26 protein-coding genes and 1 pseudogene are annotated in these 24,932 nt (G+C 51.3%); 13 read left to right on the forward strand and 14 right to left on the reverse strand.

The window, feature by feature from the left end:
- Positions 1–149 precede the first annotated feature (149 nt).
- Complete coding sequence (fabI, locus tag OGX97_RS06275) at positions 150–938, reverse strand: enoyl-ACP reductase FabI (RefSeq protein ID WP_020996373.1); 789 nt, start codon at positions 936–938, stop codon at positions 150–152.
- A 442-nt stretch (positions 939–1,380) separates the two neighbouring features.
- On the opposite strand from fabI, the gene OGX97_RS06280 reads away from it, so the two are divergent.
- Positions 1,381–2,073, forward strand: coding sequence for an EAL domain-containing protein (locus tag OGX97_RS06280; protein ID WP_032943595.1), 693 nt, complete (start codon positions 1,381–1,383; stop codon positions 2,071–2,073).
- 38 nt (positions 2,074–2,111) lie between these two features.
- Here the strand turns inward: OGX97_RS06280 and sapF are convergent, their stop codons facing one another.
- The 6 genes from sapF to OGX97_RS06310 all read right to left on the reverse strand — a co-directional run bounded on the left by sapF (position 2,112) and on the right by OGX97_RS06310 (position 8,124).
- Positions 2,112–2,918 carry a peptide ABC transporter ATP-binding protein SapF gene (gene sapF, locus OGX97_RS06285; RefSeq protein ID WP_003020558.1) on the reverse strand — a complete coding sequence of 269 codons (807 nt, stop codon included), beginning with the start codon at positions 2,916–2,918 and terminating at the stop codon, positions 2,112–2,114.
- 1 nt (position 2,919) lies between these two features.
- On the reverse strand, positions 2,920–3,912 hold the full coding sequence (sapD, locus tag OGX97_RS06290) for a peptide ABC transporter ATP-binding protein SapD (RefSeq protein WP_003020556.1): 993 nt from the start codon (positions 3,910–3,912) through the stop codon (positions 2,920–2,922).
- The gene (sapC, locus tag OGX97_RS06295; protein ID WP_003833291.1) at positions 3,912–4,802 is read right to left on the reverse strand and encodes a peptide ABC transporter permease SapC; all 891 of its coding nucleotides are present in this window, start codon (positions 4,800–4,802) and stop codon (positions 3,912–3,914) included. The genes sapD and sapC overlap by 1 nt, the downstream gene beginning before the upstream one ends.
- Positions 4,789–5,754, reverse strand: a complete 966-nt coding sequence (sapB, locus tag OGX97_RS06300) for a peptide ABC transporter permease SapB (RefSeq protein ID WP_003020545.1) — start codon at positions 5,752–5,754, stop codon at positions 4,789–4,791. The genes sapC and sapB overlap by 14 nt, the downstream gene beginning before the upstream one ends.
- Positions 5,751–7,394 carry an ABC transporter substrate-binding protein SapA gene (gene sapA, locus OGX97_RS06305; protein ID WP_235127487.1) on the reverse strand — a complete coding sequence of 548 codons (1,644 nt, stop codon included), beginning with the start codon at positions 7,392–7,394 and terminating at the stop codon, positions 5,751–5,753. Before sapA ends, sapB begins: the two co-directional genes overlap by 4 nt.
- Positions 7,395–7,731: 337 nt before the next feature.
- Entirely contained in the window at positions 7,732–8,124 is a 393-nt protein-coding gene (locus OGX97_RS06310; protein WP_235127499.1) for a YdeI family stress tolerance OB fold protein, read from the reverse strand.
- 248 nt (positions 8,125–8,372) lie between these two features.
- Here OGX97_RS06310 and OGX97_RS06315 point away from each other — a divergent pair, with 248 nt between their 5' ends.
- Positions 8,373–9,281 carry an SDR family oxidoreductase gene (locus OGX97_RS06315; protein WP_235127507.1) on the forward strand — a complete coding sequence of 303 codons (909 nt, stop codon included), beginning with the start codon at positions 8,373–8,375 and terminating at the stop codon, positions 9,279–9,281.
- A 91-nt stretch (positions 9,282–9,372) separates the two neighbouring features.
- On the opposite strand, the gene OGX97_RS06320 is transcribed toward OGX97_RS06315, so the two are convergent.
- Both OGX97_RS06320 and pspF read right to left on the reverse strand, forming a co-directional pair.
- A complete protein-coding gene (locus OGX97_RS06320) occupies positions 9,373–10,017 on the reverse strand; it encodes a quinolone resistance pentapeptide repeat protein QnrB6 (protein WP_001749994.1) in 645 nt (214 codons plus the stop codon).
- 94 nt (positions 10,018–10,111) lie between these two features.
- Entirely contained in the window at positions 10,112–11,101 is a 990-nt protein-coding gene (gene pspF, locus OGX97_RS06325) for a phage shock protein operon transcriptional activator (RefSeq protein ID WP_172111135.1), read from the reverse strand.
- 155 nt (positions 11,102–11,256) lie between these two features.
- Here pspF and pspA point away from each other — a divergent pair, with 155 nt between their 5' ends.
- From pspA to pspD, 4 genes are read left to right on the forward strand one after another with little or no spacing between them, the layout of a single operon-like run.
- Positions 11,257–11,925: a phage shock protein PspA gene (pspA, locus tag OGX97_RS06330; protein ID WP_003020532.1), complete on the forward strand. Its 669-nt coding sequence runs from the start codon at positions 11,257–11,259 to the stop codon at positions 11,923–11,925.
- Between the two features lie 54 nt (positions 11,926–11,979).
- A complete protein-coding gene (gene pspB, locus OGX97_RS06335) occupies positions 11,980–12,204 on the forward strand; it encodes an envelope stress response membrane protein PspB (protein WP_003020509.1) in 225 nt (74 codons plus the stop codon).
- Positions 12,204–12,563 (forward strand): envelope stress response membrane protein PspC, encoded by a 360-nt coding sequence (gene pspC, locus OGX97_RS06340; protein WP_003020497.1) that lies wholly within the window; start codon positions 12,204–12,206, stop codon positions 12,561–12,563. The genes pspB and pspC overlap by 1 nt, the downstream gene beginning before the upstream one ends.
- 8 nt (positions 12,564–12,571) lie before the next feature.
- Entirely contained in the window at positions 12,572–12,802 is a 231-nt protein-coding gene (pspD, locus tag OGX97_RS06345) for a phage shock protein PspD (protein ID WP_003833267.1), read from the forward strand.
- Between the two features lie 164 nt (positions 12,803–12,966).
- On the opposite strand, the pseudogene OGX97_RS06350 reads toward pspD, so the two are convergent.
- Positions 12,967–13,092 (reverse strand): annotated as a pseudogene (locus OGX97_RS06350) (LacI family DNA-binding transcriptional regulator); the annotation flags it as partial.
- Between the two features lie 155 nt (positions 13,093–13,247).
- Between OGX97_RS06350 and pspE the strand changes: the two are divergent.
- The 4 genes from pspE (at position 13,248) to tyrR (ending at position 17,855) form a co-directional block, all read left to right on the forward strand.
- A complete protein-coding gene (gene pspE / locus OGX97_RS06355) occupies positions 13,248–13,565 on the forward strand; it encodes a thiosulfate sulfurtransferase PspE (RefSeq protein ID WP_008784913.1) in 318 nt (105 codons plus the stop codon).
- A 142-nt stretch (positions 13,566–13,707) separates the two neighbouring features.
- On the forward strand, positions 13,708–15,105 hold the full coding sequence (locus OGX97_RS06360) for a YcjX family protein (protein ID WP_003833262.1): 1,398 nt from the start codon (positions 13,708–13,710) through the stop codon (positions 15,103–15,105).
- Positions 15,102–16,163 carry a YcjF family protein gene (locus OGX97_RS06365; RefSeq protein WP_008784911.1) on the forward strand — a complete coding sequence of 354 codons (1,062 nt, stop codon included), beginning with the start codon at positions 15,102–15,104 and terminating at the stop codon, positions 16,161–16,163. Before OGX97_RS06360 ends, OGX97_RS06365 begins: the two co-directional genes overlap by 4 nt.
- Positions 16,164–16,310: 147 nt before the next feature.
- Entirely contained in the window at positions 16,311–17,855 is a 1,545-nt protein-coding gene (gene tyrR, locus OGX97_RS06370; RefSeq protein ID WP_008784910.1) for a transcriptional regulator TyrR, read from the forward strand.
- Between the two features lie 53 nt (positions 17,856–17,908).
- Here tyrR and tpx read toward each other — a convergent pair whose 3' ends face one another.
- Positions 17,909–18,415 (reverse strand): thiol peroxidase, encoded by a 507-nt coding sequence (tpx, locus tag OGX97_RS06375; RefSeq protein WP_235127509.1) that lies wholly within the window; start codon positions 18,413–18,415, stop codon positions 17,909–17,911.
- 115 nt (positions 18,416–18,530) lie between these two features.
- Between tpx and ycjG the strand changes: the two genes are divergently transcribed.
- Positions 18,531–19,496, forward strand: coding sequence for an L-Ala-D/L-Glu epimerase (gene ycjG, locus OGX97_RS06380; protein ID WP_008784909.1), 966 nt, complete (start codon positions 18,531–18,533; stop codon positions 19,494–19,496).
- Here the strand turns inward: ycjG and mpaA are convergent.
- On the reverse strand, positions 19,471–20,199 hold the full coding sequence (mpaA, locus tag OGX97_RS06385) for a murein tripeptide amidase MpaA (RefSeq protein ID WP_235127518.1): 729 nt from the start codon (positions 20,197–20,199) through the stop codon (positions 19,471–19,473). The two genes, ycjG and mpaA, sit on opposite strands and share 26 nt — an antisense overlap.
- Positions 20,200–20,383: 184 nt before the next feature.
- On the opposite strand from mpaA, the gene mppA reads away from it, so the two are divergent.
- Positions 20,384–21,997 (forward strand): murein tripeptide ABC transporter substrate-binding protein MppA, encoded by a 1,614-nt coding sequence (gene mppA / locus OGX97_RS06390; protein ID WP_279850626.1) that lies wholly within the window; start codon positions 20,384–20,386, stop codon positions 21,995–21,997.
- A 207-nt stretch (positions 21,998–22,204) separates the two neighbouring features.
- Here the strand turns inward: mppA and OGX97_RS06395 are convergent, their stop codons facing one another.
- Both OGX97_RS06395 and OGX97_RS06400 read right to left on the reverse strand, forming a co-directional pair.
- A complete protein-coding gene (locus tag OGX97_RS06395; protein ID WP_235127519.1) occupies positions 22,205–23,098 on the reverse strand; it encodes a dihydrodipicolinate synthase family protein in 894 nt (297 codons plus the stop codon).
- 21 nt (positions 23,099–23,119) lie between these two features.
- Positions 23,120–23,815, reverse strand: a complete 696-nt coding sequence (locus tag OGX97_RS06400) for a B3/B4 domain-containing protein (protein ID WP_235127521.1) — start codon at positions 23,813–23,815, stop codon at positions 23,120–23,122.
- 43 nt (positions 23,816–23,858) lie between these two features.
- On the opposite strand from OGX97_RS06400, the gene OGX97_RS06405 reads away from it, so the two are divergent.
- On the forward strand, positions 23,859–24,461 hold the full coding sequence (locus tag OGX97_RS06405) for a helix-turn-helix domain-containing protein (RefSeq protein ID WP_235127524.1): 603 nt from the start codon (positions 23,859–23,861) through the stop codon (positions 24,459–24,461).
- Positions 24,462–24,932: the final 471 nt, after the last annotated feature.

Consider the following 24,932-nt stretch of genomic DNA (forward strand, 5'->3'; position numbering starts at 1 on the left):
TGCGCTGCAATATCCTGACGTAAGCAGAAGAGGGGATGAAAGATTGTTACGTGATAATAAATATCAGAAAAGCATATATGGGACAGGGTAGAGGGGAATTAAAAACGAGCATCATGGGCGACAGTGGGCCGCCCAGAAAGAGTGGAAGATTATTTCAGCTCCAGTTCGTTCATTGCAGCGATGCTGAAACCACCGTCAACGTGTACGACTTCACCAGAGATACCGGCAGAAAGATCGGAACACAGGAATGCCGCAGAGTTGCCCACATCTTCAATGGTAACAGTGCGGCGAATCGGCGTAACAGCTTCGCAATGGGCCAGCATTTTACGGAAATCTTTGATACCGGAAGCGGCGAGGGTGCGGATTGGACCTGCGGAAATTGCGTTTACGCGTACGCCTTCAGGCCCCATTGCGTTAGCCATATAACGGACGTTTGCTTCCAATGAGGCTTTCGCTAGGCCCATCACGTTATAGTTAGGAATTGCACGCTCTGCGCCCAGATAGGACAACGTCAATAGCGCAGAGCCAGGGTTTAGCATAGAACGACATGCTTTTGCCATCGCAACAAAGCTATAAGCGCTAATGTCATGCGCAATTTTAAATCCTTCGCGGGTAACTGCATTCACATAATCACCATCCAGTTGGTCAGCAGGTGCGAAGCCGATGGAGTGTACGAAACCGTCGAATTTCGGCCAGGCTTTGCTCAGTTCAGCAAACATGGCGTCAATGCTGGCATCTTCAGCCACATCACACTGCAAAACAATGTTGGAGCCTAATTGCGCTGCAAATTCTTCCACACGACCTTTCAGCTTGTCGTTCTGGTAGGTGAACGCCAGTTCGGCACCTTCGCGATGCATCGCCTGAGCGATTCCCCATGCGATAGACAATTTACTGGCAAGGCCTGTCACCAGAATGCGCTTACCTGATAAAAAACCCATGGCTTTAATCCTTTTGGTTAACACTTATCTTTTATCAATCAATGAGTTATAATTGACGCGTTAAGCTTACTCGAAATTGGCCTGAAATTATATCCCACGCTTTTTCCCTGGAGAATGGTTATCCGCCTCACGTGACCTGTCACGTCATTTCATGTGAGGAGTATATCATCCCCCTCCGCTTATGCTTCGTTCAGGCATCTAACGTCGGTGAATCAGAGAAAATACGAGGTTTCAAAGGCATTGAAATGGTATTATTTCATTGCTAGCTGATGTTAATAAACATAGCAAGGTAGGAACTTTCTTAAAACATAAAATATGACAATATTCAGCTTGTTATGATATATTGTTTTTATCGATCAATATCGATTCATTGATCGATATTATTGATTGATTATGATTAGAAGTGCATTATCAGTATGTTATGATCAATTGGAGTGGTCTTATGCACTATCATTTCATCGCGGAACCGATGAGAGACACAACAGATAAATTACTGGGTGTAGAGATTAACGCCCGGTTTACTTCAGATACGGTTCACCCGTTGCATCCAGATTTCATCATTTCAGCGTGGGATAGCGAACAAAAGCGTAATTTCATGCTCGAGCAAATTCGATTAATTGCCGAAAAGCGTGACTGGTTTGAGCGCAACAGCCTTATTTGCACCCTGAACCTCATTGACGAAATGGCACTGCTGGCGATTGGTGATCCAGCCATCAAGTCGGCCTTACATGCTCTACCATTTATTGCACTGGAACTTTCAGAACGTTTTCTGTCGAATACCGTGTGCCTGAATAATCTGCTGATTAATTCACTTCGCGACGGCCCAAACGCATTGTGGTTGGGCGATCTTGGCTCCGGCAGCGTAGGGGCCAGTCCGCTGGTTTGCGGTCATTTTGACGTTGTGAAACTGGATCGCGGTTTCTTCCTGGAACAGGTAGAAAAACCGATGTTCCCGGTGCTGATCAAAAATATCAGGGAATATTGCGACCGTGTTGTGGTGAAGGGAGTAGAAACAGTACGACTTATTGACGAGGCCAGTACCGCAGGTGTCTGGGCAATGCAAGGTGGTGCCCTTTACCCGTCAGTCGCGTTTACCGAAGTTGATACGCTGCTCTTACCCACGTTGTGTCACTGATGACAGATTGCCCCCCGGTTGAGGAGGGCAGCCGTTTGTTAACGATCTTTTCGCCAGGCATCAGCGGTAAGCGCTTCGCCGAAATGACCTGCAATCAGGCGGCGGGTAAGCTCATGAAGCGGGGACGCCAGAACATCCGCTGTACTGCCGCGTTCTACCACTTCGCCCTGATGCATGACTAATACCTGATCGCTGATGTGCTTCATCATGCCAATATGTTGGGTCACATAGATATACGAAATCCCCTGTTTTTCCTGCAATTCCAGCATCAGATTGATGAGCTGTGAACGCATCGACATGTCCAGAGAGGCCAGGGCTTCGTCGGCGATAATGACTTTGGGGCGTAAAATGAGCGCACGGGCAAGGCCCAGACGCTGTTTTTGCCCTGGGGCCAACATATGTGGGTAATAGCTTACGTGATCGGGCAGCAGCCCGACCATGCGCATGGTCTCCACGATCTGTTTACGACGCTGCTCAGGCTCGAGGTCGGTATTCAGACGTAGCGGAAAATCAAGGATCTGCGAGATACGTTGCCGCGGATTAAGCGATGTTGACGGATCCTGGAAAATCATACGGATCCGCTGACTACGAAATGAATAATCGCCATATTTTAACGGATGATCGTCAATCAGCAGCTCACCGCTGGTGGGTTCAATCATACCCGCCAACATTTTTGCCAGCGTAGATTTCCCCGAACCGTTTTCACCAATGACGGCGAGCGTCTGACGTTCACGCAGGGTGAAACTCAGGGGCTTAACGGCCTCAACGGTCTGGCGGCGAAATAAACCTGTCCGGTAGCGAAAGGTTTTGCTCAGATTACGAACTTCGAGCAGGGTTTCTACCATCTCACTCTCTCTCCATGTTCAGCGGGAAATGACAGGCGTAGAGATGATTCTTTGCTCCGGTCAGTCTTGGGGTTTCAATACATTCGCGTTGTGCATAAGGGCAGCGTGGCCCCAGACGACAGCCGATGGGTAATTGTTCCAGCAATGGAATAGCTCCTGGCATGGTATTCAGGCGGCTTTTGTGCGGCATTGCGCTACCAAAATCAGGAATAGCGCGAATCAACGCTTGAGTATAAGGATGATGAGGAATGGTCACCAAATCTTTACTTGGCGCGGTTTCGACCGTTTGCCCGCAGTACATCACGTTGATTTTGTCAGCCCACTGGCTGAGCATTTGCAGATCATGGCTTATCAACAAAATGGTGGTATTGCTGTTTTGATTCAGACGGGTTAGCAGACGGAAAATTTGCGCCTGGGTGGTTGGCTCCATCGCGTTCGTTGGTTCATCGGCAATCAGCAAACGCGGCTGATTCGCTAATGCGATAGCGATCATGACCTTCTGGCATTCGCCATCGGTCAGCTCATATGGAAAGCTGCGCATGGCGTCTTTATGGTCTTTTATCCCGACGCGGTGCAAGAGTTCAATCGCACGGCGTTTGCGCCAACCGATGCGCTGCCACCAGCGACCTTTGTAGGTCCATGCCGGAATATTTTGCATCAGTTGACGTCCGATACGCTCGGACGGATCGAGACATGACTGCGGCTCCTGAAAGATCATGGAGACGTTATGACCGACCAGTTTGCGTCGTTCACGCGCGGAAAGGCGTAGCAGATCGATATCATCAAAACGCATACGGTCTGCGGTTACGCGCCAGTTATCTTTAGCTACGCCGCAAATGGCCTTAGCGATCAGACTTTTGCCGGAGCCAGATTCGCCGACCAGCCCGCGGATTTCACCCTCATTCAAGGTCATGCTGACACGATCAACAGCCTTTACCCAGTCGTCACCGGTCCTGAATTCAATGGTCAGGTTGCGGATATCCAGTAATGGCATTACTCCACCCCCGCAATAATTGCGCGGCGCACGCCGTCACCCAATAGGTTAACCAGCAACACGCTTATCATAATTGCCGCGCCTGGCAGCATCACCGTCCACGGTGCGACATAAATCAGCTCCAGCGCGTCGCCGAGCATGGCTCCCCATTCTGGGGACGGCAGCTGTGCGCCAAGGTCGAGAAAACCCAGCGCGGCGATATCCAGAATCGCCATCGACAGTGCGCGGGTGATTTCAGTAATAAGGCCGGCGGTAATATTGGGCAGAACGGCGAACCACAGAATATTCAGTGTGGTTGCACCGTCCAGGCGAGCGGCAATGACGTACTCTTTCTCCAGCTCGTCATGCACCATGCTGTAAACGGAGCGCACCATGCGCGGCAGCAGCGCCAGCCAGACGGCAAACATGGCGTGTGTCAGATGCGGCCCGGCAAAGGCCACCACAATAATCGCCAGCAGCAGAGAAGGGATCGACAGCAGGGTGTCCAGAATGTGGTTCAGCACCGCAGAGCGCAAGCCGTGCGTCGCACCGGCAACTACGCCCAATACCAGGCCACACAGCGTGGCGGCAAGAGTAACGACAAACGCGCCGCCAACGGTCGGGGCCGCGCCGCTGAGCAGACGACTTAAAACGTCACGTCCCAGATCGTCAGTCCCGAGGAAGAATGAGACTTCGCCATAGCGCGACCATGACGGCGGTAAAAGCTGATAGCCGAGAAATTGCTGATCGATGCCGTAAGGGGCAAACCAACCACCAAAAATACACAGAATAGCCAGTCCCGCACAGCCGTACAGGCCAATCATCGCAGTCGCATCACCATAGAAATTGCGCCATGCGGTGCGCAACGTACCTGGCGGGCGTTTTTCGCTATAGACGCTATCGTAAGGCATACCATTCCTTATGTTTCAGAGGGTTAGCCATAGCACCCAGAATATCAGAGATGACGTTAACGATGATAACCAGTGAACCAATCACCATCACGCCCGCTGAAATCGCCGCGTAATCCTGCTGGCGAATCGCGTTAATCAGCCAACGACCAAGACCTGGCCAGCTAAAGACCATCTCGGTGATCATCGCCAATGTCAGCATGGTGGAAAACTGTAAGCCCAGACGCGGGATCACCGGCGGAAGGGCATTGTGCAGGACGTGACGACGCAGAATCGTTAATCGTGACAAACCGCGCGTGGCCGCCGCTTTGACATAGTTCTGATCAAAGACCTCAATGGTGCTGATACGCATCAGGCGGATAACTTCTGTGGTGGGCGCAACGGAGAGCGTCAGCACCGGGAGCACCATATGACGGATAGCGCTGACCAGCATTTCATCGCGCCAGGGCGAGTCGGAGATCCACGCATCAATAATGGCAAAACCGGTAACAGGTTTCACCTCGTAGAGAAGATCAAAACGCCCGGAAACGGGTAACCAGCCGAGGGTCAGCGAGAAGAGCAATGTCAGCAGCAGCGCCAGCCAAAAAACGGGGATAGAAAACCCCATAAGAGCCAATGCGCTGATGCAGCGGTCCTGCCATTTGTTCCGCGTGATACCGGCCAGCATACCAACGGGGATCCCAACCATTAGTGCAAAACCAAAGGCAAGAATGCACAGCTCCATTGTGGCCGGGAACACCTCTTTCAGCTGCTCTGAGATCAACTGACCGTTGATACTGGATACGCCGAAATCCCAGTGAATGAGACCATTGAACCAGAATACCCATGCGTTCCACAGCGATGCACCCTGTAACGGCGCATGAGGCGTGAAGTAGCTCAGGCTGAAGCCAATAAAGGTCAGGAAGAACAGGGTTACCAGTAGCAATAAAAATCGACGCAAGGTGAAGATAATCATGGTTTTTTCACCTCATCTTTCTTTTCCCTGGACACGCCGGCAAAAGAGGAATTACCGAATGGACTGAGCACCAACCCTTTGATGTCGTAGCGGTAAGCCTGTAGACGTAGCGAAGAGGCCAACGGCAGGATCGGTAACTCTTGGGCAAGAATATTTTGCGCTTCGTCATAGGCATCAATTCGCGATGAAAGCTGCTGCGAAGAGAGGGCCTTGCGCAGAATGCTGTCAAACTGCGGATTACACCAGTGGGCAAAGTTGGTCTGCGAATTGATGGCGGCACAGCTGAGCAACGGCCGGAAAAAACTGTCAGGATCGTTACTGTCCGTTGCCCAGCCGGATAACGTCAGATCATGGTTCATATCCATTAATCTCGCCTCCTGAAAACGACCTTCTACCGGGATGATCTTCACTTTCACACCCACCTGAGCCATATCTGCCTGAATCAGCTCGGCGGTTTTCAGCGGACTGGGGTTCCAGGCCTGAGAGCTGGTAGGGACCCAAAGTTGTAACGTCAGATTCTCCAGCCCCAGCGCTTTTAGCTGCTCGCGCGATTTCGCCGGGTTGTATTCTGTAATTTTAGCTTCGTTATCATAAGCCCACGAGGCGCGAGGCAAAATAGATGCCGCGGTTTCTGCCGTCCCGTAGTAGATAGACTGCATTAAGCGCTGGTTGTTGATCGCTAGCGCCAGCGCATGCCGCACGGCAGGGTTATTCAACGGCGGTTTATTGGTGTTGAACGCCAGATAGGCAATGTTCATCCCCGGGCGCAGCGTCAAACGCAGGCGAGGGTCATCACGCAATATGCTGAGCTGGCTGGCGGCAGGCCAGGCCAGGACGTCACATTCGCCAGTGAGTAATTTCGATAAGCGTCCGGTTCCACCCGAGCCGAGATCCACTACGACCTGCGGCATCAGGGGGGTACCACGCCAGAATTTTTCATGTCGCTGCAACCGAATATATTGGCCAGCACGATTCTCTGAAAGCTGGTACGGGCCTGTGCCGACGGGTTGTCTGTCGAGCAACTCCTGGCGATCCTGTTTTGCCAGATTAGCGGCATATTCGGCCGACATTACGGAGGCATAGTGTGTGGCAAGGTGCCACATAAAGGAGGCATCCGGTTGCGTTAAGCGGAATTCAACGGTGTTGTTGTCCAGTTTGCGCACGCTTTGGACGTTATCGGCAAACTGCAGGCTGTCGAAGTAGGGGAAACTGCTGCCGTTCACATTGTGCCACGGATGGTGGCGATCAAAGATGCGCTCGAAGGTAAACACCACATCGTCTGCATTCAGTTTGCGGGTGGGGGTGAACCAGGCAGTCTTCTGAAACTGTACGTCACGACGAAGATGGAAGCGGTAGGTTGCGCCGTTATCCAGCACCTCCCAGCTTTCAGCCAGCTCAGGCACCAGCCGATAGGTGTAGGGATCTACATCAAGCAGTCGGTCATACAATTGGGCCGCTAACGTATCGACGATGAGACCGCTGCTTGCTTTTTGTGGGTTGAACGTATTGACCTGCCCGCTGACGCAATAGACAAACCCACTGTCACGGATATCAGCGTGCGGAGCTTGCTCAGGCGCAGCAGCAGCCTGACCACTCAGAAATCCAGCCATCACGATCAGAGATGATAAAACCAGGCGCATAATTTTAATGGATTATATAAAGAGGCTATCTTACTAATACTTAATGACATTTGCCATTACCGTTTGTTTTTGGGAGTAACAGGCTCGATAAGCGCGAGTTCAACACCGCGACATGGTCAAAATTCATACCTGCTATCCACTTTGAATCTACTCTGTTAACTATCTTAGCATTTTCATGGCCCATCTGACTTGCTATAAACGTGTGATTCGCGGGTAGAAAGAAAAATGTGAGGGGAAAGAGGGGGAAATGACCATGACGGGCAGAAGAGAGCATTCGCAAAATCGTGGGAATAAAGAAAATCAACCGGGAAGAGCGGCTTTCTTCCCGGTTATTGCGTTACTTCTGGATCTTATTTACGCGTACTACTGGTGGTTGCATTTTAGCGTCGAGGCTACCGTTAATACTGATCATTTGATCGGGTTTAACCGTTCGACCATCGAAAACCGCGTGTGGAATTAAAGTCAGGATACTGCCGATTTTATCACGAAAGACAAATTTGTCTCCGTCTTGATCCTCGATGAGATTACCTCGCAGAGAAATGGTCGCACCGTCATGCATCGTTTTGGCCTGTTCGACAGTCATGATTCTTGCATCTTCAGTTCCACGATAACCTTCATCCAGAGCGTGGGCTGGCGGTGGAGCTGTATCATTTTTCAACCCGCCGTTATCATCAGCAAGCGCTGGCGACAATAAAAAACAACATAATAATGGCGTTATGGATAATTTCATATGTTCTCCTTTTGCCAAGGTTGAGATGTTAAGTGTGGTTGCTATTTATTAATACTGCGAACTGGATAAGTCTCAAATAATATTGTTTAAATTAAATCTAACGTTGGTGGGGATATAAGCGTAACGGTAGAGGAAAGTAGGGGGGGTAATATTCCGAGAAAATTAAGTGCAGCTGGATAATATAGGTCATGCCATTCATTTTGGTCTACGCTTATTAGTCTTTGTGATAAATAATGAGAGGTAATTGAATGGCTGGCTTAAACAAGGAAAAAAAGACCATCAATAAAACCAATTCTGCGCGTTTTCCGGCGCCGCCTTTTCAACAGCAGCAGCAGCCCTTTCCCGGGCTGGCGGGGAAAATGCAACCGCGCCCCGATCATGGAGAAGACAGCTATCAGGGAAGCGGTCGCCTGAATGGGCGCAAGGTATTAATTACCGGTGGGGATTCAGGGATTGGTCGTGCTGTTGCTATTGCCTATGCTCGTGAAGGCGCTGATGTTGCGATTAACTATTTACCTGAAGAAGAAGATGATGCGCGTGAAGTGGTCGACCTGATAAAAAAAGCTGGCAGAAATGTTTTGGCCATCCCCGGAGATATCCGTGATGAAACTTTTTGCGGCCATCTGGTAAAACAGGCGGTAAAAGGGCTGGGAGGGTTGGATATCCTCGTCAATAATGCGGGTCGTCAGCAATTTTGTGAGTCAATTGAGGAACTCACCACAGAAGATTTCGACGCAACATTCAAAACCAATGTTTACGCTATGTTTTGGATCACCAAAGCGGCCATCCCCCATCTTTCACCAGACAGCGTGATAATTAATACCTCCTCCGTACAGGCTTATGAGCCAAGTGAAATCTTGCTTGATTATGCTCAGACTAAATCAGCTATCGTGGCATTTACTAAATCGCTGGCGAAACAGCTGGCCCCGAAAGGGATCCGTGTCAATGCCGTCGCGCCGGGTCCATACTGGACTGTACTGCAGTGCTGTGGTGGTCAACCGCAGGAAAAGGTGGAGAAATTTGGGGCAAATGCGCCGCTGGGACGCCCTGGTCAACCGGTGGAAATCGCGCCGCTTTATGTCACCCTGGCCGCTTGGGAGAACAGCTATACGTCTGGTCAGGTCTGGTGTTCTGATGGGGGGACCGGAACCCTCTAACGTTTATGCTCTGTGCGTCGAAAGTGACTTTTAAGGCAAGAGCGGACACTATTGTATAAGAGCGGGAGCGGTACTTACCGCTCCGTGAATGCTAACCAATCACAGCGATGCCAAGACGTTCCATGAGCAACGATGCCTGGTAGTTGTCCAACTTAACGCCTTGTAAATCAACGCCCCGAATATCTAAGTCCCCCAACTCCGAATTGGTCAGATCGCAATGTGTGAAGTTTGCTGCTCGCCAGTCGAAAGTCGAAAACTCGCCGCCGGAGAGATCTGAACCACTGAACGTCGCGCCCAGTACCTGGGCACCCATCCAACGGTTTTCCCACAGCTCACACTTTTCCAGCACGACTTTCGAAAAATTGGCGTAGCTTAGATTTGTGTTAGTGATATATGCACTACAAAACCAGGTGCGAGTAGTGATCATATTCATAAAACTTGCGCCGCGGAAATCTGCGCCTTGTGCGCGGCAGTGGCGAATTTCAATGCCCAGCGCACTGGCATTGCGAAAATCCGCCATGGATAAATCACAGCTTTTAAAAATGGCATCTTTCAGCATCGCACGACTAAAATTGCACCCTTTCTGGCTTTCACGATCATAGAACTGACAGCCGATAAATTCAGTGCCGCTCAGGTCGGCACCTGAAAAATCACAGTTAAAAAATGTACTATTTTCAATTTTCTCACCGGTGAAACGGTTTCTGTCAATTTTTTCGCCAACGAGTGCCAGAGCCATATTTGTACCTGTTTTTTTATACAGTAATGGCGTCATGGTAAACCCTGATGAGGTTATGCGTCAAATCCGCCAATATGACATCTGCAAATGTGCGTTAAATCTGGTGTTTTTTCAGCAAAGCGCGAAGCTGATGGTAAGTCAGACCCAGTAATTCAGCGGCTTTTTTCTGGTTAAATTTTGCCTGCTGTAAGCTGGTTTGTAGAAAGTCTTTCTCTTGCTGCTGCTGGAATTCACGCAGATCCAGCGGTAACCCTACAGACATCGGTTTAGTTTCCGGCGCCTGCGGCTGCGTAGTGTGGCGGCGGAAGGGGTCAATGATTATCTCATTCAGCGGGTAATCACTGGTTCCATGCCGGTAAACGGATCGCTCCACGACGTTTTTCAGTTCACGAATATTGCCCGGCCAACGGTAGTGGAGGAGCGTTTCTCTGGCCTCGGCACTAAAACCCGGAAACAGAGGTAATCCGATCTCGCGGCACATCTGAATGGCAAAATGCTCGGCCATTAACATAATGTCACTTTGACGCTCGCGTAACGGTGGGAGTTGCACCACGTCAAAGGCCAGGCGATCCAGCAGGTCAGCGCGGAAAGTGCCTTCGCTGACCATGCGAGGTAAGTCGGCATTGGTCGCACAAACAAGTCGTACGTTAACCTGCAACGGCTGGCTGCCGCCAACGCGCTCCAGCTCGCCATATTCAATAACCCGCAGTAATTTTTCCTGTACCAACATCGGGGCGGTTGCCAGTTCATCGAGAAACAGCGTACCGCCGTCGGCGCGTTCGAAACGTCCCGGATGGCGTTTTTGCGCGCCGGTAAAGGCACCCGCTTCGTGACCAAACAGTTCGGAATCAAGCAAATTTTCGTTTAGAGCCGCGCAGTTAAGCGAAATAAACGGGCCTTGCCAGCGGGTGGAGAGGTAGTGCAGGCGGTTGGCAATAAGTTCTTTCCCGGTCCCGCGCTCACCTATAACCAGTACAGGTTTATCCAGCGGTGCCAGATGAGAAACCTGCTCCAGCACTTCAATAAAGCTGTTCGCTTCACCCAGAAGATTATCTTTGTATCCAGCCATGATGAAATTCACCATTTGTTAGTGTTATTCACCAATTTACGCTAATTAGCCTGGCAGGTAAAATTATATAATTACATTAAAATCAATTATATAAAAAGTTGGCACGCCAAGTGCATAACGAAAACAGCAGGGCATAGCCCGATATCAGAACAGTAAGTGAGGATTACATTATGGGTATTTTTTCTCGTTTTGCCGACATCGTGAACGCCAACATTAATGCGTTGCTGGAAAAGGCTGAAGATCCGCAGAAACTGGTGCGGTTGATGATCCAGGAAATGGAAGACACGCTGGTTGAGGTACGTTCTAACTCAGCGCGTGCGCTGGCAGAAAAGAAACAATTATCTCGACGTATCGAACAGGCCAGTGCCCAACAGGCAGAGTGGCAAGAAAAAGCAGAACTTGCGCTGCGTAAAGAGAAAGAAGATTTGGCGCGTTCTGCGTTAATTGAAAAGCAGAAACTGACCGATTTAATTGCCTCTCTGGAGCATGAGGTGACGCTGGTTGACGATACGCTGGCGCGTATGAAAAAAGAGATCGGTGAGCTGGAAAATAAACTCAGTGAAACCCGTGCTCGTCAGCAGGCGTTGATGCTGCGTCATCAGGCAGCGAGTTCTTCGCGTGATGTTCGTCGTCAACTGGACAGCGGTAAACTCGATGAAGCGATGGCGCGCTTTGAATCTTTCGAGCGTCGTATCGATCAGATGGAAGCCGAGGCTGAAAGCCATAACTTCGGTAAACAGAAGTCTCTGGATCAGCAATTTGCTGACCTGAAAGCAGATGATGAAATCAGCGAGCAGCTGGCGCAACTTAAAGCCAAAATGCAGCAAGACAAGCAATAATAACATCTGGCGGCGCCCGAAGGCGCCGCCGCTCATCACCTGTAAGGAGTACTCATGAGCGCGCTATTTCTGGCCATCCCGTTAACCATCTTTGTGTTGTTCGTTTTACCGATTTGGCTCTGGCTGCATTACAGCAACCGTTCCAGCCGTGGCGAACTGTCGCAAAGTGAACAGCAACGCCTGGTTGAACTCAACGATGACGCACAGCGGATGCGCGAGCGCATTCAGGCGCTGGAAGACATTCTTGATGCTGAACATCCAAACTGGAGGGACCGCTAATGGGAGGCGTTAATCTGAACAAAAAACTGTGGCGTATTCCGCAGCAGGGCATGGTGAAGGGGGTTTGCGCTGGGATTGCGCATTATCTCGATGTGCCTGTGAAGCTGGTACGGATCCTGGTGGTGTTGTCAGTCTTTTTTGGCCTGGCCTTTTTCACCTTCGTCGCCTACATCGTGCTGACCTTTGTGTTGGATCCGATGCCGGATAATGTGGTTTCCGGCGAGCAGCAGCCATCAAGCGGTGAGCTGTTGGATGCCGTCGATCGCGAGCTGGCGGCTAGTGAAAAGCGTTTACGTGAAATGGAGCGTTATGTGACGTCCGATACTTTTTCCTTACGTAGTCGCTTCCGTCAATTGTGAGGGCAGAAATGAACAATCGCTGGCAACGTGCCGGGCAAAGGGTTAAGCCGGGCTTTAAAATAGCAGGTAAGCTGGTGCTTCTGACCGCGCTGCGCTACGGCCCGGCGGGTGTAGCAGGGTGGGCGGTGAAGTCCGTCGCCCGACGCCCGCTAAAAATGCTGCTGGCGTTGGTTCTGGAACCGGTGTTGAGTCGGGCTGCGGCAAAATTGTCGAAACGCTATTCAGGTAATCAACCCTGATATTTGAATCAGCAAAAGCAAGCAACAATTAATCAACATTCCCTCAGTTAATTTGCGGCAGCTCACAAATATAATTTTGGGGCTGTCAGAATTCTTTTGGATCGTTACCACGGGTATTGAGGGTGAACTAAAAATCTATTTCGCAGAGCATTAATACCCAAGTTTTATATCAGGAAGTCGGTCAGCAATATTTGTGTTCCTATCGTGATATTCTGTAATCCTTTCTCACCTGCAATCAGATTAAATAATAAATTACAGCTTTGCTCACCTAATTGTTGGGTAGGAACATCAAATGTGGGTAGAAAAATCAACAGGCTAACTGCAGCATGGGTAACCTGAGGAACAATCGTCCGCGCCTGCAGACGGTGATAATGCGGTCGCAATATTTTCTTAAGAACTGGCGTATAGTGTAGAGGTAAATCCAACTATCAGTCAGGAAGATATTATGTTGAAAAAAGGTGTATTAGCGTTGGCTCTGGTCATCGGCATGCCGGTTTACGCAGCCGAACACTGGATCGATGTTCGCGTTCCTGAACAGTACCAACAGCAGCATATTCAGGGGGCCGTCAATATTCCGTTAAAAGAAATGAAGGCACGTATTGCAGCTGAAGTTCCTGATAAGAACGACACTGTGAAGCTGTACTGCAACTCCGGGCGTCAATCGGGACAAGCGAAGGATATGTTGACTGAAATGGGCTATACGCAGGTGACGAATGAAGGTGGCATCAACCAGATCTCGCTTCCTAAAGTAGAGAATAAATAAGCCGTACGCAGTTCTTCTGCTCCTGGCGGTAAGAATAATGCCGCCAGGTACCGCCCAGGTAGTTGATAAGTAAGAATTGACCCCTATCTTTACTTCCTGTTTGTTATAATTTCTTCGGTTCCTTCAGCAAAACGGGATGGCGATGAAGCGACTTAAAAATGAACTCAATTCGCTGGTTAATCGCGGCGTAGACCGGCATTTACGCCTGGCTGTCACCGGACTTAGCCGCAGCGGTAAGACGGCGTTTATCACTGCGATGGTAAACCAGTTACTCAATATTCATGCCGGTGCGCGTCTGCCGTTGCTCAGCTGCGTGCGCGAAGAGCGTTTGCTCGGCGTGAAACGGGTTCCTCAACGCGATTTTGGCATTCCGCGCTTTACCTATGATGAGGGACTGGCGCAACTGTACGGCTCTCCGCCAACCTGGCCGACCCCTACGCGCGGCGTGAGTGAAATACGTCTGGCGTTGCGCTATAAATCCAATGACTCTTTACTGCGCCACTTTAAAGACACCTCCACGCTGTACCTGGAGATCGTCGATTATCCGGGGGAGTGGCTGCTCGATTTACCGATGCTTGCCCAGGATTATCTGAGCTGGTCGCGGCAAATGACCGGATTATTGCAGGGGCAGCGGGGCGAATGGTCGGCAAAATGGCGGCAGTTATGCCAGGGGCTGGATCCGTTGGCGCCTGCTGATGAAAACCGTCTGGCGGAAATTGCTGCCGCCTGGACGGAGTATCTGCATCAGTGTAAACAGCAGGGCCTGCATTTTATTCAACCGGGCCGTTTTGTCCTGCCCGGGGATATGGCGGGCGCGCCTGCGCTGCAATTCTTCCCGTGGCCGGATGTCGATGCCTGGGGGGAATCAAAGCTGGCGCAGGCTGACAAACACACCAACGCGGGCATGTTGCGCGAAAGATTCAATTATTACTGCGAAAAGGTCGTCAAAGGGTTTTATAAGAATCACTTCCTGCGCTTTGACCGCCAGATTGTGCTGGTCGATTGCCTGCAGCCGCTCAACAGCGGGCCACAGGCGTTCAACGACATGCGTCTGGCGCTTACCCAGTTGATGCAAAGCTTCCATTACGGGCAGCGTACGCTGTTTCGTCGGCTATTTTCTCCGGTGATCGACAAGCTGCTGTTTGCCGCCACCAAAGCCGACCACGTCACGGTGGATCAGCACGCCAATATGGTGTCGTTATTGCAGCAGCTGATCCAGGACGCATGGCAAAACGCTGCGTTCGAAGGTATCAGCATGGATTGTCTGGGGCTGGCATCGGTGCAGGCAACCACCAGCGGCTTAATCGATGTGAAAGGTGAAAAGATCCCGGCGCTGCGAGGTAATCGTCTGAGCGATGGCGAACCGCTAACAGTTTATCCGGGGGAAGTGCCCGCGCGACTGCCAGGACAGGCGTTCTGGGACAGCCAGGGATTTCAGTTTGAAGCATTTCGCCCGCAGGTTATGGATGTCGATAAACCCTTACCGCATATCCGCCTCGATGCCGCGCTGGAGTTTTTAATAGGAGATAAATTGCGATGAGCGAGCCGTTAAAACCGCGTATCGATTTCTCAGGTCCGCTGGACGTGGAACAAAACACGGCGTTTAAAGCGCAGCAAATGTTCAACGAAACGGAGGCGCAGACTTTTTCTCCGGCGAAAGTGGATGAACCCCTGGAAGACGATGGTCAGGCGGAGGCCGTCATTGATGCGGCCTTACGCCCCAAACGCAGTCTGTGGCGCAAGATGGTGATGGGCGGGCTGGCGCTGTTTGGCGTAAGCGTTGTTGCTCAGGGTGTGCAGTGGACCATGAACGCCTGGCAGACTCAGGACTGGGTCGCGCTGGGAGGATGTGCCGCAGGCGCATTGATTATCGGCGCAGGTGTCGGATCGGTGGCGACCGAGTGGCGCAGATTGTGGCGATTGCGTCAGCGCGCGCACGAACGTGATGAAGCGCGAGACTTGCTCCACAGCCATGGAACCGGAAAAGGTCGTGCATTTTGTGAAAAACTGGCGCAGCAGGCGGGTATCGATCAGTCGCATCCGGCGCTACAGCGTTGGTATGCCTCAATTCATGAAACGCAGAACGATCGCGAAGTGGTCAGTCTGTATGCCCATCTTGTGCAGCCGGTACTGGATGCGCAAGCCCGGCGTGAGATTAGCCGTTCAGCGGCAGAGTCAACGCTGATGATTGCAGTCAGTCCGTTGGCGCTGGTGGATATGGCGTTTATCGCCTGGCGAAATCTGCGGCTGATTAATCGCATTGCATCGCTGTATGGCATTGAACTTGGTTATTACAGCCGTCTGCGCCTGTTCCGCCTGGTGTTGTTGAATATCGCTTTTGCCGGGGCCAGTGAGCTGGTGCGGGAAGTAGGGATGGACTGGATGTCGCAGGATTTAGCCGCCCGCTTATCAACGCGTGCTGCACAGGGCATTGGCGCGGGGTTATTAACGGCGCGTCTGGGCATTAAAGCTATGGAGCTTTGCCGACCGCTGCCGTGGATCGATGATGATAAGCCACGACTGGGCGATTTTCGCCGTCAACTGATTGGTCAGGTGAAAGAGACCTTACAAAAGAACAAATCTCCGCGCGAAAGTTAGCTAAAAAACAGGCGCCGATCGTATAACTTTACGCCCCGGCGCCCAATTTTCCAGCGCGCTGTCAATATTTGTTGACAGAGTTCTTCCTGCGAACCAAATACTGTCTTATCATTTACTACATAATCCCTTGTCCTGATGAAGGTTCCTATGCGTTTGGAAGTCTTTTGTGAAGACCGTCTTGGTCTGACCCGCGAATTGCTCGATTTACTGGTGCTGAGAAGCATTGATTTACGCGGTATCGAGATTGACCCCATCGGGCGGATTTACCTTAATTTTGCGGAGCTGGAGTTCACCAACTTCAGCAGCCTGATGGCTGAAATTCGCCGTATTTCAGGGGTTACGGATGTGCGTACCGTGCCCTGGATGCCTTCTGAACGTGAACATCTGGCGCTAAGTGCGCTGCTTGAAGCGTTGCCAGAGCCGGTCCTTTCTCTTGATATGAAAAGCAAAGTTGAGATGGCGAACCCTGCGAGCTGTCAACTTTTTGCGCACACCCAGGAGCGGATGCGCAACCATACCGCAGCCCAGTTAATCAATGGGTTTAACTTTCAGCGCTGGCTGGAAAGCAATCCGCAGGATTCCCATAGCGAACATGTCGTGATTAACGGGCAGAATTTCCTGATGGAAATTACGCCTGTCCATTTGCAGGGCGAAAATCAGGAGCAGATGCTGACCGGCGCGGTGGTGATGTTGCGCTCCACCATCCGAATGGGACGTCAGCTGCAAAATATGACAACGCAGGATCTCAGTGCGTTTAGCCAGATTATTGCCGTCAGCGCCAAAATGAAACACGTCGTAGAACAAGCGCGCAAGCTGGCGACGCTGAGCGCACCGCTGCTGATTACTGGTAATACCGGCACCGGCAAAGATCTTTTTGCTCATGCCTGTCATCTGGCAAGCCCGCGTGCGTCGAAACCGTATCTGGCGCTGAACTGTGCGTCAATCCCTGAAGATGCGGTTGAAAGCGAGCTGTTTGGCCATGCGCCGGAAGGCAAAAAAGGGTTCTTTGAGCAGGCGAATGGCGGTTCGGTTCTGTTAGATGAAATTGGCGAAATGTCGCCGCGTATGCAGACCAAATTGCTGCGTTTTCTCAATGACGGTACGTTCCGTCGCGTGGGAGAAGATCACGAAGTTCATGTTGATGTCCGTGTGATTTGCGCGACGCAAAAGAACCTTGTGGAGCTGGTGCAGAAAGGACTTTTCCGTGAAGACCTCTATTATCGTCTGAATGTACTGACGTTAAACCTGCCGCCGCTGCGCGATTGCCCACAAGATATTATGCCGCTCACCGAACTGTTCGTAGCGCGTTTTGCCGATGAGCAGGGCGTGCCGCGTCCGAAGCTGTCCGCCGATCTCAGCACGGTGTTAACCCGTTACGGTTGGCCGGGCAACGTGCGTCAGCTTAAAAACGCTATCTACCGGGCGCTGACCCAGCTTGAAGGCTATGAGCTACGGCCACAGGATATTTTGCTGCCGGATTATGATGCGGCAACGGTTGCGGTCGGAGAAGAGGTGATGGAAGGGTCGCTGGATGAAATTACCAGCCGCTTTGAACGCTCCGTGCTGACGCAGCTGTATATGAATTATCCCAGCACGCGCAAGCTGGCCAAGCGCCTCGGCGTTTCGCATACCGCGATTGCCAATAAATTGCGCGAGTACGGCCTGAGCCAACAGAAAAAAAGCGAAGAGTAATGCCGTAAATGGAAATGCCTCCATCCGGAGGCATTTTTGTATGCAAACGCAGTTTATGCTTTCAGAACGTCCAGCGCTGCTGTGTAGTCTGGTTCGTTGGTGATTTCATTGACCAGTTGGCTGAAAAGAACATTGTCATTTTCATCGATAACAACTACGGCACGTGCGGCCAGACCTTTCAGCGGGCCTTCAGCGATTTCAACACCGTAGTTTTTCAGGAATTCTGCGTTGCGCAGGGTGGACAGCGTGATAACGTTGCTCAGACCTTCCGCGCCGCAAAAACGAGAGTGGGCGAATGGCAGGTCGGCCGAAATACACAGTACGACGGTATTGTCGATTTCTGTCGCCAGTTGGTTAAACTTACGTACCGATGCCGCGCAAACGCCAGTATCGATGCTTGGGAAAATATTCAGCACTTTGCGCTTGCCTGCAAACTGGCCCAGCGTAACGTCAGACAGGTCTTTAGCCACAAGGGTAAAAGCCTGAGCTTTGCTTCCAGCCTGAGGAATGGAGCCGGCAACTGCAACCGGGTTGCCCTGGAAATGAACGGTTTGTGACATGGTTATCTTCCTGTTTACATATAGTTAACGTCGAGGCTAGTTTATGCCATCAACAGTTAACACGGCAAACGCTATTTGCGGATATCCGCTTCAGGGACTGCATTAAGGAAAACAAATGAGAACAGTTAAGGTATATGAGGAAGCCTGGCCGCTGCACACTCCCTTTGTCATAGCCCGTGGGAGCAGGACCGAAGCGCATGTGGTTGTCGTCGAATTGACAGAAAATGGCGTCACAGGTATTGGCGAGTGCACACCGTACCCACGCTACGGTGAAAGCGATGCCTCTGTCCTGGCGCAAATTATGAGCATTGCACCACAACTGGAAAACGGACTGACGCGTGAAGAGCTGCAAAAGCTGCTGCCAGCAGGGGCTGCACGAAATGCCGTAGACTGCGCGTTGTGGGATCTAAGTGCGCGTCAACAGCAGAAATCGCTGGCGGAATTGGTGGGAAGTGAACTGGCGGAAGTGGTGACGACGGCGCAAACCGTAGTGATTGGCTCGCCGGAACAAATGGCTGCGAGCGCGGCTGCGCTGTGGGGAAATGGCGCAAAACTGCTGAAAGTTAAACTGGATGCTCGCTTGATTAGTGAGCGGATGGTTGCCATTCGTGCGGCTGTTCCTGACGCTACGATTATTGTCGACGCTAATGAATCCTGGCGGGCAGAAGGCCTTGCGGCACGCTGTCAGCTGTTGGCTGATTTAGGGGTGGCAATGCTGGAGCAGCCGCTGCCGGCTCAGGATGATGCCGCTCTGGAGAATTTTGTGCATCCGCTGCCCATCTGCGCAGATGAAAGTTGCCACACTCGCAGCAGCCTGAAAGCGCTGCACGGACGCTATGAAATGGTCAATATCAAACTGGACAAAACAGGCGGTCTGACGGAAGCACTGGCGCTGGCAACGGAAGCCCGCGAGCAGGGATTTGCGCTGATGCTGGGCTGCATGCTGTGTACCTCCCGGGCTATCGGTGCGGCGTTACCGCTTACGCCGCAGGTTAACTTTGCCGATCTTGATGGCCCTACCTGGCTGGCCAGCGATGCGGAGCCAGCCCTGCATTTTACGACCGGGCAGCTCCATCTCTAGGGTGCCAGCGCAGCAGATTGGACATGGCCAGCAGGTATTTTTCGCTCGCTTCATCCGATGAAATGGGCGGAAATTCGGCGGTTATGCAGTGTAAATTCAGGTCTGCGCACCAGCTCCCAAAAGAGCCGGGCGTTTCATAACCTACGCTGGTGACCAGAGGCAATTCAAACGACTGTGCCAGCCACGAACCCAGCTCGCTGCTTCTGGGATCTTCAATACAGGCCAGTGGGTCGTGAAAAGAGACTACCCAGGCGGGATGAATTCGGTGAATAAGCTGACACATCGCCTGGGTTTCTGGTTCCGAACCCGGACTTTCGCCGGTCAACAACACCACATCACGCTCTTCTGCGCTACTGTTCCAGCGATACACCGTTTCTCCCGCTTTCCAGTTTGCGGCGGGAAAATTACGGTTCAGATCGACGCCGTTCGCATTTGCGCGCAGTCCAAGCTGGCAACCGTCAGGGTTTACGGCCAGCACTACATGGTGGCGACGCAAGGAAGGGTTAAGCGTACGCAATGCGCAGGAAAGGGTAACGATCGAGGAGTTTTCGTCGCCGTGCGTTCCCGCCAGTATCAGGCCGCTTTCACGATCGGCTGCCAGTGCAGGAAACCAGATTAGCGGTGCGCCTAACAATGAACGTCCGTAATGTTCGGTTCCAGGTGGGAATGCGCCGCGCTCGGCACGGGGACGGGTAACGGTCATAGTCATCTCTGAATGCTTGGATTGTTACTCGCAGTGTTGTGCAAAATGTATGGATAATCAAATCGTTTTCACACACTTATCTTTTCAGGTGTAATATCACTTTCTTGTCGGAAGTTAATTGCATTTCCTGCTGGCGATACAAATAATTACACATTCACTTAGTAGCCGGAATTGAGGGTATCTTATGCAGCATTCTGTTTCAGTAACCTGTTGTGCGTTGTTGGTTAGCAGCATTTCTTTATCCTGGGCTGCTGATGTTCCCAGCGGAACGGTACTGGCAGAGAAACAAGAACTGGTGCGTCATATAAAAGACGAACCGGCGTCGCTTGATCCGGCAAAAGCCGTAGGGCTGCCTGAAATACAGGTTATTCGTGATCTATTTGAAGGGCTGGTCAACCAGAATGAGAAGGGTGAGATCGTGCCTGGCGTCGCTACCCAGTGGAAGAGTAACGATAACCGCATCTGGACGTTTACGCTGCGTGACAATGCGCAATGGGCGGATGGTACGCCGGTAACGGCGCAGGATTTTGTCTATAGCTGGCAGCGTCTGGTTGATCCAAAAACGCTGTCGCCGTTTGCCTGGTTTGCGGCGCTGGCGGGAATTAATAATGCTCAGGCTATTATCGATGGCAAAGCCACGCCTGATAAACTTGGCGTTAGTGCTGTCGATGCACGGACATTGAAAGTTCAACTGGATAAACCGCTGCCCTGGTTTGCCAATCTGACAGCGAGTTTTGCATTCTATCCGGTACAAAAAGCTAACGTTGAGAGCGGCAAAGAGTGGACCAAACCAGGCAATCTTATTGGTAACGGCGCCTATGTGCTCAAAGATCGCGTCGTGAACGAAAAACTGGAAGTGGTACCAAACACACATTATTGGGACAACGCCAAAACGGTGCTGCAAAAAGTCACCTTCCTGCCGATCAACCAGGAATCAGCTGCGACCAAGCGCTATCTTGCTGGTGATATTGATATCACGGAATCCTTCCCGAAAAATATGTACCAGAAACTGTTGAAGGATATCCCGGGTCAGGTTTACACCCCGCCGCAACTTGGTACTTATTATTATGCTTTCAATACCCAGAAGGGACCGACCGCCGATTCGCGCGTGCGTCTGGCGCTCAGCATGACTATCGATCGTCGTCTGATGGCAGAGAAAGTTTTGGGTACCGGTGAGAAACCGGCATGGCATTTTACGCCGGATGTAACGGCAGGATTTGTACCGGAACCTTCACCGTTTGAGCAAATGAGTCAGGAAGAACTGAACGCGCAGGCAAAAACGCTGCTGCGTGCGGCGGGCTATGGCCCACAGAAACCGCTTAAACTGACGCTGCTGTACAACACCTCAGAAAATCATCAGAAGATTGCTATTGCAGTGGCTTCTATGTGGAAGAAGAACCTCGGTGTTGACGTAAAACTGCAGAATCAGGAATGGAAAACGTATATCGACAGCCGTAATTCCGGTAATTTTGATGTGATCCGCGCCTCATGGGTGGGTGACTACAATGAGCCATCTACGTTCTTGTCGCTATTAACATCGACCCATACGGGCAATATCTCCCGCTTTAATGATCCGGCGTACGACAAAGTGTTGACCCAGGCAACTCTGGAGAATACAGAGAAAGCGCGCAATGCCGATTATAACGCCGCGGAGAAAATTCTGATGGAACAGGCACCTATTGCACCGATTTATCAGTATACCAACGGGCGTTTAATTAAACCGTGGCTGAAAGGGTATCCGATTACTAACCCTGAAGATGTCGCATACAGCCGCACAATGTATATCGTTAAGCACTAAACCTGGTGAAATAGCGGGAATTGCTTATCGGGGAGAAGGTTTTCTGTATTGAGGGCGGTCAGGCGGTGACCCGCAGGTCGTTACGGCATGAGCATAGCGTGCGAGAGCTGCCTTTGCAGGAGCGTTTGTACACCGAAGGATCGTCATGAAGGTTATTGCCCGGTTAGGTTTCAGAAGGACCGGCAGACAGCCGGTCCTCAAGGACGGCTATTTCAGCTCCAGTGTGGTTATCACACGGGCAATATCCGCGATATCACCTGCTGACAAAGGCTGCAGGGGGCGAGGGAGGCAGTCCGTATCGGTAAGTCCAAGCACGCCTGCGGCAGCAGCAATAACGCGGATGCTTCCGCCATGTTTACGGAACAGCGCCCAAAATGGCTCAAGGCGCGTTGTCAGGGCAGTAACGCGTTCATGATCGTTCGCCGCCGCTGCGTCAGTAATTTGTTTCGCCGTCACCGGAAACAAACCACCGCTAACGGAGTACCACACTTCACAGCCGGCGTTTAATCCCAGCCCGGCATAAGTATCCCCACTGATACCGATGGTTACGCCAGGACGCAGGTGTTGACGTAATGCCTCGACCCGCTCTCTCGCTGCAGTCGGGCTATCCGGGACACCAGGAAGCTTGACCGAGCGAACCCCCTCCAGTGAGGATAGACGCCCGTGCAGTTCATCCGTAAAGGTAAAATGTGTGGTGCCCGGGTTATCATAGATGCACACCGGCACTGACGCGTGTCGGGTAACGGTCTCAAATAGTGCGAAGACTTCTTCGTCACGGAGCGGCTGGTAGCTGACAGCCGGGAGCAGCAGGGCATTTGCGCCCGCGGCTTGCGCATCGTCTGACAGATGCAGGATGGCTTCCGTGCTGACAGCTCCCACACACACCATGACAGGGATCTCTCCGGCGTGCTGTGTTGTCAGAGTCGCGATGCGCTTGCGTTGCTCCCGGGTCAGATAAGCGTAGCTTCCGGTTGACCCCAGGATACCCATAGAATCAACCCGGGCTTCTGTTAGGCGAGAAAGAATATGACTGAAGCCCTTTTCATCCACGCCGCTGGTGGTGACTGGAGTTAAGGGAAACGCAGACAAGCCAGTAAACATAGGTGTTTGTCCTGAATAAGATTACTGGTGCTGATCTTCGATGAGAGTAATTTCACACCATAGACCTGGCATCATTTCTTCCAGACCGTCAGTCAGCATTCTTCCTGCTTCATGAAGCTTTTCCAGCGGCATCTGTGGCAGACTTTCCAGAATAAACCACATTTGCTGCGCTTCAACACTTAAACGTGTCCTTATCCCTTGCCTCCAGTTCCAGCGACGGCAGGTGACGCCAGCATTGTCACGCCAGATAACCTCTCCGGGGGAGGGATACTCGATAACAGGTGCGCCTTCTTTCATCGTGTCAAAGGGCTCGGTACCTTCCGCAATGGTCAGACGCGGAGCGCCCTGGTAAGCGGAAATATTCTCGCCACCAACCGGAACGGCATAGCGGAGGCTGACGGCGTTATAAAGATCAACAACAGGATCCAGTGTTGGCATCATCCCATCACGAAGCACGCGCTTACGTAGCGCATCAGCTGAACAAGGCGTGCGCTTTGGTTTGGCGCCAAATGATTGAAAAATGCCAGCCCATGCGGCCAGATGAGACTCCGCCCATTCCGGTCTGCCTGCCAGAACCGCCTCACAAGCTTCCAGCAAGGCTGCCCTGCCAACGTCAGGATTCAGTACCGGCGCGGCTTTTACGTAGATACTAAGCGCTCGAAAACCGGGAGCAGTACGATAAACTTCCGGGGCAATTGACGGAGAATGTGTTAACACGGGATAATCCTGTAATGACCAATTTATTTTATGATATCGACCAATGACCAAAAAAGTCAACTTAATGACCGATGCGGGTGCAGATGTCAGCACCGTCAATGAAGCTGTTTCGCAGCGAATTAAGCAGTACCGTAAACAAAAAAAAATGTCGCTTGATGAGCTGTCCAGGCAGGCAAATGTCAGTAAGGGAGCGCTGGTCGAGATTGAAGGATGTAAGGCCAATCCCAGTATTGCGCTGTTATGCCGTCTGGCAGCCGCAATGGGGGTATCGGTGGCTGATTTTGTCGATGTAGGGACAAAACCAACCGTCCATCTTATTGCTGAAGGTGAGATCCCTGAACTCTGGAAAGGCGACAAAGGAGGAAGAGCAAGGCTTCTTGCTGGTTCCGGGGGGCCGGATATGACAGAGCTCTGGATGTGGGAAATGCAGCCAGGAGAAAAGTTTGCTTCGCCCGGTCACTCTACGGGAACACTTGAATTGTTTTATGTACAAACGGGGACGCTCACGCTTGGCGTACAAGAGCATCTGTATCTGGTTAATTCCGGTTGTTCTGCAACGGCCAGAACGGATGTCCCTCATTTCTATGAAAACCGGGGTGAGAGCCTACTGATATTTATCATGACAGTGAATGAGAAAGCATCATGAGTAACTCGTAAGAGTGAGATGTGTAGGGATAAAAATCGTCCGGACATACGCTCAAGATCTATTTCTCAGAGATAACTACGGGCTGGCTTTGTTCCCGATATACCTGTCTGTCAGATCCCGTGCTTTATCATCTCCGGAAACTGAAGGCTGGTGAAGGATACCGGCCTCCCAGGCATTTTCATCGCATAGCGATGCTGTTCAATCACTGACCTGCTTTGTTTTGACTATCCCCAGACAACAGTACCTCCCTTATAGCTGTGATGATTAATATAACCATCTGATTTTATAGATTTTCATCGTTATACCTATTCTGTCATTAGCATCTCTGACTTGCTGAGTCATACATACATAATCTGCGTTTTTTGGGTTCACCTTTCAAAAGATTTATAGATCTTAGTCAATATAATGACCTAGTTATACCAATAATATGACCTACAGATCCTGACGATCACACTGGCTGAACCCCAGGAT

This window comes from Citrobacter sp. Cpo061 (genome assembly GCF_030332845.1).
Taxonomy (GTDB): Bacteria; Pseudomonadota; Gammaproteobacteria; order Enterobacterales; family Enterobacteriaceae; genus Citrobacter; species Citrobacter portucalensis.